General features: G+C 44.5%; 2 protein-coding genes. Both read left to right on the plus strand.

What is annotated here, in order from left to right; translation table 11 throughout:
- Nucleotides 1-35 precede the first annotated feature (35 nt).
- Entirely contained in the window at nt 36-4721 is a 4686-nt protein-coding gene (locus tag HUN01_RS33170; protein ID WP_181929720.1) for a type I polyketide synthase, read from the plus strand.
- 146 nt (nt 4722-4867) lie between these two features.
- Nucleotides 4868-12556 (plus strand): non-ribosomal peptide synthetase, encoded by a 7689-nt coding sequence (locus HUN01_RS33175; RefSeq protein WP_238845879.1) that lies wholly within the window; start codon nt 4868-4870, stop codon nt 12554-12556.
- Nucleotides 12557-12867 lie beyond the last annotated feature (311 nt).

Genomic DNA, 12867 nt, shown 5'->3' on the forward strand with positions numbered 1-12867 from the left:
CTCCGCGTCTACGTTTCAAAAAACTTATATATTATATGAACTACAACGGATTAGAAATAGCAATTATCGGCATGGCGGGACAATTTCCCGGAGCCAGTGACTTACAACAATTCTGGCAAAATCTTCAGGATGGTGTAGAATCAGCTACTCTTTTAACTGATGAGCAATTACAAAAAAGTGGTGTAGCTCCTTCACTACTGCAACATCGTGACTACGTAAAAGTAGCTGCAACTCTAGAAAATATTGAATGCTTTGATGCCGAATTCTTTGGATTTAGCCCCAGAGAAGCAGAAATTCTTGATCCGCAGCACCGACTCTTTTTAGAATGTGCTTGGTCAGCGTTAGAAGATGCTGGATATAATGCCCAGAGTTATGCCGGAGCGATCGCAGTATATGCTGGTTCGGCAATGAACAGCTATCTATTGAATTTGATTTCTCACCCGACAATTCAAGCCAACGTCAATCGCTATCAATTGTTTTTATCCAACGATAAGGATTTTCTCACCACACGAGTTTCCTACAAACTAAATTTGCGCGGCCCTAGTGTGGATATTCAAACAGCTTGTTCCACCTCCTTAGTAGCCGTGCATTTGGCGTGTCAGAGCTTGTTGAGTGGAGAGTGTGACATGGCATTAGCGGGGGGTGTATCCTTATCCAGCCCAACTGGTTATTTGTACCAAGAAGGGGGAATTTACTCTCAAGATGGGCATTGTCGAGCCTTTGATGCTGATGCTCAAGGTACGATCGCAGGTAGTGGTTTAGGTGTTATTGTTCTCAAGCGCCTTGAAGATGCTCTCCGGGATGGCGATTATATCCATGCTTTAATTAAAGGATCGGCACTCAATAATGATGGTGCTTTGAAAGTCAGCTATACAGCCCCTCGAATTGATACCCAAGCAGCCGTTATTCGCTCGGCGCAAGCTGTGGCGGAGGTAAACCCGGAAACCATTACTTATATTGAAACTCACGGTACGGGTACAGCATTGGGCGATCCGATTGAAATTGCGGCTCTAACTCAAGCCTTTCGCTCTCAAACCGACAAAACAGGATACTGTGCGATCGCCTCTGTAAAAAGCAATATTGGACACTTAGATGCTGCCGCCGGGATCGCCAGTTTCATCAAAACTGTGTTGGCGCTCAAACACAAACAACTTCCCCCCAGTTTGCACTTCCAACAGCCCAATCCCCAAATTGATTTTCCCAAGACTCCTTTTTATGTCAACACCAATTTAGCTGATTGGCAAACCGATCAAATTCCCCGCCGTGCGGGTGTAAGTTCCTTTGGGATTGGTGGGACAAATGCCCATCTGATTCTTGAGGAAGCACCTGCAATCATATCATCCACTGCTTCCCGTCCCTGGCAGTTGTTAATTTTATCAGCGAAAACCCCCACTGCTTTGAGTGCGATCGCAGCTAATTTCGCTAGTCATTTAAAACAGCATCCAGAAATCAATCTGGCGGATGTGGCTTATACCCTGCAAGTAGGACGACAGGATTTTGACCATCGGCAAATGCTATTGTGTCAAACGACAGCAGAAGCAATCCAGATTTTGGATGATGGAACGCAAATTTTGACTCAGGTTGCTCCTAAAGAAAGGCGTGAAATTGCCTTTTTATTTCCAGGACAAGGAAGCCAATATGTCAACATGGGGAAAGAATTATACGCCACAGAGTCAGTATTTCGCCAACAAGTAGATCATTGTTGTGAATTACTCCAGCCCCACTTAGGCTTAGATTTGCGAAATCTAATTTATCCTGAATTAAATACCACCCTTACACAAGTTATTGAATTACCCCACCCTAACCCTCCCCTTGCATTGGGGAGGGAACAAGATTTTCCGGTTTCCCCCCTTTCTAAGGGGGGATTAAGGGGGGTAAAACCTGGATCTCAAAGTAACTCCGAGGAAAGGGTAGACGGGGTTTTGTTTTCGGAATTAAATACCGCCATATCCCAAACCAGCTATGCTCAACCCGCTTTATTTGTAATCGAATATGCCCTAGCACAACTGTGGATATCCTGGGGAATTCAACCCCAGGTGATGATTGGTAACAGCATTGGTGAGTATGTTGCTGCAACCTTAGCAGGTGTATTTTCGCTACCGGAAGCCTTAAAGTTAGTAGCGATGCGTGGTAAGTTGATGCAGCAATGTCCGCCAGGGGCGATGCTGTCGGTGGCCATGTCGACGGACAGATTACAACCTTTATTGTCAGGTAGCTTAGTCATTGCGGCAAATAATGCACCTCAGTTATCTGTGGTATCTGGTACTGAGGTAGAAATTGCCAAGTTAGAACAATATTTAAATACCCAAAATATTACCTATCGCCGCTTGCAGACATCCCACGCCTTCCACTCACCCTTGATGGATGAGATCATCGCGCCATTTATTGATGCTTTTACAGGGATGAATTTGCGATCGCCCCAAATCCCATTTATTTCTAACGTCACTGGGGACTGGATTACACCTGAGCAAGCAACTAACCCTGATTACTGGGCAACTCACTTACGCCAACCTGTACAATTTGCTAACGGGGTTACAGAACTCCTCAAACAACCCAACCGAATTTTACTGGAAGTCGGGCCAGGGAAGACGCTCACGACTCTAGCCAAGCAACAAACCCACACTCAAACTATACTATCTTCCCTCCGCCATCCCCAGGAAAACCAATCAGATATAGCATTTTTGCTCCAAACTTTGGGGCAATTATGGTTGGCTGGTGTACCCATTAATTGGTTAGGCTTCTATGCTCACGAACAGCGCCACAGATTGCCATTACCCACCTATTCCTTCCAACGTCAACGCTACTGGATTGATCCACCCGCCCTATCTAGCTCCCTCCCCTTTGGGCTGGGGAGGGGTGAATATGACGCTTCTCCCTCTGACTGGTTCTATATACCCACTTGGGAACGGAGTTTATCACGTCCGTTGGTAGATTTAACTGCACAACGGCAGTGTTGGCTGGTGCTAGCAGATAATTACGACGTAGGCACAGAGATTGTTCACACTCTGCAAAACGCTGGACATGATGTAATTATCGTTACTCCTGGCGAAAAATATGAACAACCAGCATACCGCACCTTTACAGTTAATCCTCAAGAAAAACAGGACTTTGTTGATTTGCTGGAAGACTTGCAGTTGCGTGAATTGATGCCCGATCGCATTCTGCATTTATGGAATTTAACTAGTCCTAACCAACATCAAAACCAGAGTTATGATTTATTGTATTTGGCGCAGGCGATTTCTTCGCAGTCTGTTAAGGCAGCAATTCCAATTACTGTAGTCACAAATGACGGGCAAATAGTATTGGGTAACGAAGAAATTAACCCTCTCAAAGCGATGGTTTTAGCGATGGGAAAAGTTATTTCTCAAGAGATTCCCCAAGTGAGTTGTCGTTGTGTTGACATTTTAGTGTCTACTGATACACGTCAGCGATTGGTGCAGCAATTAATTAGAGAATGTTTCAGCCCTGGAAATGAGGCTATTGTTGCCTATCGGGGTAGTCATCGCTGGGAACAAATTTTTAAAGCTGTGCGAATACCCCACCCCAACCCTCCCCTTGCAAAGGGGAGGGAGCCTGATAGAGCAGGTGGGGTTTTACCTCTGCGAGAAGGAGGAAATTACTTGATTGTAGGCGATTTGACAACCGGACTGGGAACAGTTTACGCCGATTTCCTGGCACAAATGCCAGTGCGGTTAATCCTGCTTAGTGATGTCATTCCCGAAGCCATGAAACGGACTTTAGATGATGCTAGTGTCGATTATATCTCGGCGAATGTAGATATTACTGATTGTCAGCAGTTAAAGCAAGCGATCGCTCATGCGGAACAAAAATTTGGACAACTACATGGTGTTTTCTATTCCACGCCCATGAGCAATGAGCATTCAATGGCATTGCTGCCCCAATTGACTCCAAATCACTGGGACTACAATTACCGTACAAAAGTGCAGGGATTATTTGCCCTCGCTGAAGTTATCGGTAACAAACACCTAGATTTTTGCCTGTTGCAATCATCCCTTTCCAGTGTTTTGGGCGGTTTGGGATTGGCAGCTTACGCCGCCGCCAATGCAGTCATAGATATGTTTGCTGTGCAACAAAATCAAGTCAGTACATTTCCCTGGATTAGCATCAACTGGGATGCTTGCCGAGATGATGCTTTTGAGATTAATAGTGGTTTTGGAGCAAATTTAGCCGCACTAGCACTTACCCCTCAAGAGGTTTGGGATGCTACCTGCCGAGTTCTTAGCTTAGGTTTACCGGAGGCTGTCGTAGTTTCCAAAAGTAGCCTCCACAAGCGTTTAGAGCAATGGGTAACACCAAAATCTTCAAATGGAACCAAAACAGAATCATCCACTGATACTGCCCATACACGCCCTAATTTAGCCAACGAATACATTCCACCCAGCAACGAAATCGAAGAAGCGATCGCTCAAGTTTGGCAAGAACTCTTAGGAATTACACCTATTGGCATTGATGATAACTTCTTTGATTTGGGCGGACATTCCCTACTGGCAATTCAAGCCATCTCTCGTTTGCGTGATCGCTTCGGCATAGAACTCTCCATGCGAAACCTACTATACGAAGCGCCTACTGTAGCTGCCATTGCCGTTGTTGTAGCTGCTCAACAACCCCAAGATATCGAAGAAATGACTGCCTTGCTCACAGAGATTCAGAGCCTATCACCCACAGAAGTCGCTCAACAACTCACAGTTACCCCACCCTAACCCTCCCCTTGCAAAGGGGAGGGAACCGGATCTCTGATCTCCCCCCTTTGCAAGGGGAGTAATTCCGATCTCCCCCCTTTGCAAGGGGGGATTAAGGGGGGTAATTCGAGAGAACTTTTTCATCAAATACATATTTTTTACTTGATATGACTGACTATCTAAAACTCTTAGCTAAATTATCACCAGAACAACGACTACTATTTGAACGCCGCTTAAAAGAGCGAGGATTAACATTAGGACAATCTTTCAGCATTCCCAAACGCCCTGATACAGAAAATACTCCCCTATCTTTTGCTCAACAACGCCTCTGGTTCATTCAGCAACTCGAACCTACTAGTTCTGTTTACAACGTCCCCTGTGTTCTGCGGCTACGGGGAGTCTTGCAGGTGTCAGCATTAGAAAAATCTCTAAATGAATTACGGCGACGACACGAAACCTTACGCACTTGTTTCACTACCAACGCCCAAAAGCAGCCCATCCAAGTTATTACACCTTGGGAACCTCTAGCGCTGACGATTATTGATATCAGCGAAATTAACACTCCATTAGAAGTGCAAAGGTTAGCTCTAGCAGAGGCAAAACGCCCCTTTGATTTGAGTCAACCCTTATTGCGATCGCTCCTATTATATTTAGGAGAACAGGAGTATATTTTACTACTAACAACGCATCATATTATTTCTGATCGCTGGTCGATTGGTGTTTTCCTGAAAGAATTATCGCTACTATATTCAGCATTTATCCAAGGAGAAACTTCATCATTACCAGAGTTGCCTATTCAGTATGCTGATTGGGCTGTGTGGCAAAGGCAACAGTTACAGGGTGAATTTCTCACAGAGCAAATTAGTTATTGGCAACAGCAATTAGCTGGTGAATTACCTATTTTACAGTTGTCAAGTCGCCCACAACCAGCCGTACCTACATATAGCGGTTCAGATTATTCTGTAGCTTTATCGCCATCTTTATCCCAAGCAGTTAAAGCTTTAGCAGCCAAGCAAGGGGTAACGCTGTTTATGCTGCTGTTAACTAGCTTTCAGGTATTGCTATATCGCTACACGAGAGAAGATGATTTAGTTATTGGTACTGATATTGTTAACCGCGATCGGCAAGAGACTGAGAATTTAATTGGTTTGTTAGTGAATACAGTGGTGTTGCGTACCAATTTGGCAGGAAATCCTACGGTGCAGGAATTATTGGCGCGAGTGCGTGAGGTGGCGCTTGCAGCCTTTGCCCATCAGTATTTACCTTTTGAAAAATTGGTGGAAGTGTTAAATCCTGAACGGAATCTCAGTCAGATGATGCCGTTATTCCAAGTTAAGTTTGATTTACAATTAGCATCGGTGCGATCGCCACAATTGCCAGGGTTAACTCTGGAACGATTGCCTTTTGATGAAGAGACGGCAAAATACGAATTACGTCTGAATTTACAAGACACCGAACAGGGAATTACTGGACAGTTTGAATACAGTACAGATTTATTTGATGTTGCTACAATTGCTCGCATGGTAGAACATTGGATTGCTTTGCTAGAGAGTATAGTTGTAAATACTGAGCAAAAGCTGTCAGAAATATCTTTTTTAACGGTCAACGAACAGCAGCAATTTAAAATTTGGAACCAAACTACACAAGAATATCCTAATCATCAGTGCCTTCATCAACTATTTGAAGCGCAAGTGGAACAGACACCGGATGAAATCGCGTTGATTTTTGGTGAGCAATCTTTTACTTATAGAGAACTTAATAGTAAAGCTAATCAATTAGCACATCATTTACAACATTTGGGTGTGGAAGTAGAAACACCTGTGGGAATTTGTCTGCAACGTTCTGTTGAGATGGTGATTGGGGTTTTGGGGATTCTGAAAGCGGGTGGAGTGTATGTACCTTTAGATCCGGCTTATCCTGAAACTCGGTTGAGGTGGATTCTGGAAGATGTGCGAGTTCCGATTCTGTTGACTCAGACATCATCAAAACCCTACCCCGCCACTTACCAAGTAAATAGCAATACAAAAATTGTTTATCTGGACGAAGATTGGGAAGCTATAGCTGAAAATTCTGTTAGTAATCCTGTAACCTTGGTGACACCGGAAAATCTAGCGTATTTGATTTATACTTCTGGTTCTACAGGGAAACCGAAGGGGGTGATGATTGAACATCGTAATCCAGTTTGTTTATTATATTGGGCGCGGGAAGTATTTAATGCAGATGCGATCGCTGGTGTATTAGCCTCAACTTCAATTTGCTTTGATTTATCAATATTTGAGTTATTTGTACCTCTGAGTTGGGGCGGTAAAGTCATCCTCGCAGAAAATGCCTTGGCGCTGCCGAATTTGCCAGCGAAAAATCAGGTGACGCTGATTAATACTGTACCCAGTGCGATCGCACAATTACTGCAACTCAATGCTATTCCCAACTCTGTCCAAACTGTGAATTTGGCAGGTGAACCGCTGAGTTGGCGACTGGTGCAACAACTTGAACAATTACCCTACATTCAGCAAATATTCAACCTCTACGGTCCTTCAGAGGATACTACCTATTCCACCTACGTCCAACTTAAAGGTGTTAACGCCGTAACTCCATCGCCGACAATTGGTCAACCTATTGCTAATAGTCAAGTGTACGTCTTAGATGACCATTTGCAACCAGTACCAGTGGGTGTACCTGGGGAACTCTACATTGGTGGTGCAGGAGTAGCACGGGGTTATTGGCAGCGTCCAGATTTAACAGCAGAAAGGTTTATACCAAATCCGTTTGTTAGGGACTGGGAACCAGGAGAAGCAGGGAGAGAAAGAATAACCAATGCCCCATACCCAATGCCCCATGCCCAATGCCCCATGCCCAATCTTTACAAAACAGGCGATCGCGTCCGTTATCTCCCAGATGGTAATTTGGAATACTTGGGAAGATTGGATAACCAAGTGAAAATTCGGGGCTATCGCATTGAATTGGGTGAGATTGAAGCGGTACTAAGCCAACATTCAGATGTGCAAGAGTGTGCTGTAATGGCTCCTGAAGAAGTAACCGGTGAGAAACGTTTAGTTGCTTATATTGCTTCTCTAAGTGCAAAATCCTCAGATTTGCGGCAATTTTTGGCGGAACGTTTACCGGGTTATATGATTCCTGCAAACTTTATTACTCTGGAAGCACTGCCGCATACTCCCAATGGCAAAATTGATCGTCAGGCATTACCCACGGTAGACAAAACACGTCCAGAATTAGAGAATGCCTATGTGGAAGCACGTACACCCACAGAACAAACTCTCGCCATCATCTGGGAAGAAACACTTCAAGTTGAACAAATTGGAATTAATGATAACTTTTTTGCATTGGGGGGACATTCGCTGCTGGGTATTCAGTTAGTGGCGAAAATCAATGAATCTCTCAATGTAGAAGTACCTCTCAAGAGCTTATTTCAGCATCCCACGATCGCAGGTTTGTCAGCACAAATTGAGCAATTACAGGGCGATATCACTCAGTCGAGATTACCCCAAATTCAACCACGTCCCCAGGAACGCTATCAACCTTTTCCCCTAACGGACATTCAACAAGCATATCTCATCGGACGTAACGCCGCTTTTGAGTTGGGTAATGTTGCTACCCACGGCTACCAAGAAATTGAAACGGTGGGATTGTCTGTAGAACAAATGGAATGGGCATTACAAAGGCTAATTGAGCATCATGATATGTTGCGGGTAATTGTGCAACCCGATGGACAACAGCGCGTTTTAAAAGAGGTGCCACCTTATAAAATTGCTGTGACTGATTTGCGTGGAGAATTACCCCTCCCCAACCCTCCCCTTGCAAAGGGGAGGGAGCAATTTAACCCTCTCTTTGATAAGGAGAAGATACTCGATAGGGCGGGTGGGGTAGAGTTGATGGAGTTGCGCGATCGCCTTTCTCACCAAATATTTGCTACCGATCGCTATCCATTATTTGAAATTCAAGCAGTTTTATTGGATGAGGAAAAAATTCGCTTTTGCATTAGCTTTGATGTATTAATTGGGGACGCTTGGAGTTTTAAACTACTAGGGACAGAAATAGTGCAAATATTGCACAATCCTGATATTCAATTGCCGACAAGCAGATTATCTTTTCGTGATTATGTGTTGGGAGAACAGGAATTACGGAAATCGGCAATTTATGCGCGATCGCAAGCCTACTGGCAAGCCAGACTTGCCAACCTACCAGCCGCACCAGATTTACCTTTGACTCAGCCTCTCAGTACAATCACTCAACCCCATTTTGTTCGGCGTAGTGGCAATTTAGCTCCAGAGAAATGGCAACGGCTAAAACAGCAAGCCAGCCAAGTCGGAATTACACCATCAGGTTTGCTATTAGCTGCATTTGCGGAAATTCTCTCTCGGTGGAGTAAGGAGCCGTGTTTTACCCTAAATTTGACCCTTTTTAATCGTCTACCCTTGCATCCCGATGTCAATCTAATTGTGGGAGACTTCACCGCGTCTTTGCTGTTGGCAATTGAGAACAAGGGGCGTAAAAATTTTCTGGAACTTGCTCGGCACATCCAAGCACAGCTATGGGAAGATTTAGATCATCGTTATGTCAGTGGTGTGGAAGTGCTACGCCACCTTGCCCGCAATCAACAACGGGTGACAGGCGCAATCATGCCCGTAGTCTTTACCAGCACACTCACCCAAGACAATCGAGAACAAACAACAGAGCGTAGCTGGCGCAGTGACTTAGTATACAGCCTCAGCCAGACTTCCCAGGTGTATTTTGACCATCAAGTAGCAGAAGTTGCTGGGGCATTAGTTTTTAACTGGGATACCATTGATGATCTCTTCCCACCAGGGATGTTAGATGAAATGTTCCACACCTACTGTGAATTATTGGAACATTTAGCAACTTCAGTTGCAGGGAAGATGGGAGAGATGGACTTTTATCCAATGCCCCATTCCCTATTCCCTATTCCCCATTCCCCATTCCCAATTCCCCTACTTCACACCCTATTTTTTGAGCAGGTAACAAAGCAACCCAAGCAGCCTGCAATTTTTACTACCCAAAAATCTCTGACATATCAAGAGGTGAGCGATCGCGTTTGTCACCTTGCCCAACTATTACAGCAATTAGGCGTAATCCCAAATCAATTGGTGGCAATTGTTATGGATAAAGGTTGGGAGCAAGCAATTGCCGCCTTAGCAATTTTGACAGCCGGGGCTGCTTATGTACCTATCGATCCCCAATTACCGACACAACGCCGCCTACACTTGTTGGAGGAAACCCAAGCACAAATTATCCTCACTCAATCCTGGCTGGATGTGGCTTTAGAATGGACAGATGATTGCAGTCGTATATGTGTTGATACTCTCGATGCTCCAACTTATACAGCCATACCCGCAGCGATACAGCAACCTACAGATTTAGCATACGTCATTTACACTTCCGGTTCTACTGGCAAGCCTAAAGGTGTGATGATCGATCATCAGGGAGCCGTGAACACGATTTTAGATATTAATCAACGCTTTGACGTGACAGCTAGCGATCGCATTTTAGCCCTGTCTTCCCTGAGTTTTGATTTATCTGTATATGACATATTTGGCATCCTCGCCGCCGGCGGAGCAATTGTCATTCCCGATTGCAAGCGCCTCAATGATCCATCTCACTGGATGCACCTAATTAACCAGCATCAGGTAACAATTTGGAATTCTGTTCCCGCCTTAATGCAACTTTTGGTTGAATTGGGGAGTGGGGAAGAAGCAGGGGGGCAGGGGAGAATACCAATCCCCAATCCCCAATCCCTCCGTTTAATTCTCCTTAGTGGTGACTGGATTCCCCTCACACTCCCTGAGCGCATTTGCAGTCAATTTAATCATCCCCAAATTATCAGTTTAGGGGGTGCTACAGAAGCCTCTATCTGGTCTATTTTTTACCCTATTAGCAAAATCGATTCCAATTGGAAAAGTATTCCCTACGGATCTTCTCTGACCAATCAACGGGTTTACGTACTCAATCAATCCCTCCAACCCTGCCCGAATTGGGCAATTGGTGAACTCTACATTGGCGGTTTGGGTATCGCCAAAGGCTACTGGCAAAATCCAGAATTAACGGCAGAAAGGTTTATTCCCAATCCGTTTATTGGGAACTGGGAAGCAGGGGAGCAGGGGAGAATACCAATGCCCTATACTCTCTACAAAACCGGTGACTTAGGGCGCTATCTCCCAGACGGGACAATAGAATTTTTAGGACGAGAGGATTTTCAAGTTAAAATCAATGGCTACCGGATTGAGTTGGGTGAAATTGAAGCGGCTCTAAAACAGCATCCAGCGATCGCTCAAGCAGTTGTCACAACTTTGGGCTTATCGTCTCAACAGCAATTGCTTGCCTATATTGTGTTGCAGCCAGAAATAACACCCCTCCCCAACCCTCCCCTTGCAAAGGCTACGGTGTATACGCAAGTTCTCGAATTACCCCACCCTAACCCTCCCCTTGCAAAGGGGAGGGAACTAGAAAATCTTGTTTCCCCCCTTTGCAAGGGGGGATTAAGGGGGGTAAAACCCGGATCTCAAAGTAACTCCGATTTATGTGTAGACGGTAGCCTTGCAAAGGAGAGGGTAGCCGGGGCGGGTGGGGTTTCTCCCACAGATTTTAAACTCCAACAACGGGGTGTTAGAAGATTTGATTCTAGTATTTCGGTTGCTTTACCTGGGGCTGAGTCTTTTGATGTCAAGCTGCAAAGACAAAGTTATCGCCAATTTTTAGAGGAATCTGTATCTCTCAATAGCTTGGGTGAATTTTTAGAATGTTTGCGATCGCAGCAACTATCAAATTCACCATTGCCTAAGTACCGTTATGCTTCTGCTGGTAGTTTGTATCCAGTCCAGACATACATTTACATTAAGCCAAATCAAGTTCAAAGTTTAACGGCTGGGATTTACTACTATCATCCCCAACAGCATCAACTGATTCACTTGAGCAATTCAGCTAAAGTTGACAGTGGGATTTATGGCATTAATCAGGAGATTTTTGAGCAAGGGGCGTTTGCCTTGTTTTTAATTGGTGATTTGCAGGCGATCGCACCAATTTACGGCGATAAATCTAGGGATTTCTGTATGCTGGAAGCGGGTTATATCAGTCAGCTATTAATGGAAACGGCTCCCGATTATGACTTAGGCTTATGTCCGATAGGGGCTTTAGAATTTGATACTATCCGCGAGAATTTTGCTTTGCACGAGGAACATATATTGTTGCATAGTTTTGTCGGCGGTTGTATCGACCCAACCTGGAAAACTCGTTGGCTGTCGCCAGAAAATCCGCAAACGCAGTTAACAAAAACAGAATTGATGACACAGAAGTTACGGCAATTTCTACAGCAACGATTGCCAGAATATATGATACCTACACTTTATATACCTTTGGAAGCATTACCATTAACACCTAATGGTAAGGTGGATCGCCGTGCCTTACCTTTACCAGAGTTTCAATCCCCTAAAACTGAGTTATATTTTACACCTCCAATCACAGATTTGGAAGTGGCGATCGCAAACCTTTGGCAATCTGTTCTCCAAGTCGAGGTGCAAAGCATTCACGATAACTTTTTCGAGTTGGGCGGTAATTCTTTATCAGCAACCCAAGTACTTGCTCAGATGCGTTCCTCTCTCCAACTTAATTTACCAATTCGGGAGTTTTTCTTCAATCCTACCTTAGCTTCCCAGGCTGATTTGCTAAAACTGCAATGGCATCAAAAGCCACAACCAGCAAAGACACCGCAAATTGAGCGCGTCGAAAGGGGTGAAGCACAACAGTTATTAACTAACTTAGACCAACTTTCTGAAGAAGAAGTAGAGAAACTACTCAACCAAATGCAGGTACAAGAGGGTGGTTAACTGTTTGAAGAAGAATTCAGAAGTCAGAATTCAGGAGTCAGAATCAATTGGATGGGGATTCAGACGCCAACGAAAAAGTAGACACCGTGCAGACGATGGGGTTTTAAACCCGTTTATTCATCCACCAGCGATGCACTGAGCGTGGTCGAAGTGTCGCACAGAATTCAATTCTGAATTCTGGCTCCTGACTCCTGAATTCTGTTTGATAAATGCCTTGCTGCACAAAGTTGGAGATGTTTTTACAACTAACTGATAATTATTGTCATATAGTGTGAAATAATAGCAATACTAACTTGACTTAGCAAAATTAT

The sequence above is a fragment of the Nostoc edaphicum CCNP1411 genome, assembly GCF_014023275.1.
GTDB lineage: Bacteria > Cyanobacteriota > Cyanobacteriia > Cyanobacteriales > Nostocaceae > Nostoc > Nostoc edaphicum_A.

What these genes read in the sequence shown, in the direction of transcription:
- HUN01_RS33170 (WP_181929720.1), top strand. Translation starts at nt 36, where the DNA reads ATGAACTACAACGGATTAGAAATAGCAATTATCGGCATGGCGGGACAA.
- HUN01_RS33175 (WP_238845879.1), top strand. Translation starts at nt 4,868, where the DNA reads ATGACTGACTATCTAAAACTCTTAGCTAAATTATCACCAGAACAACGA.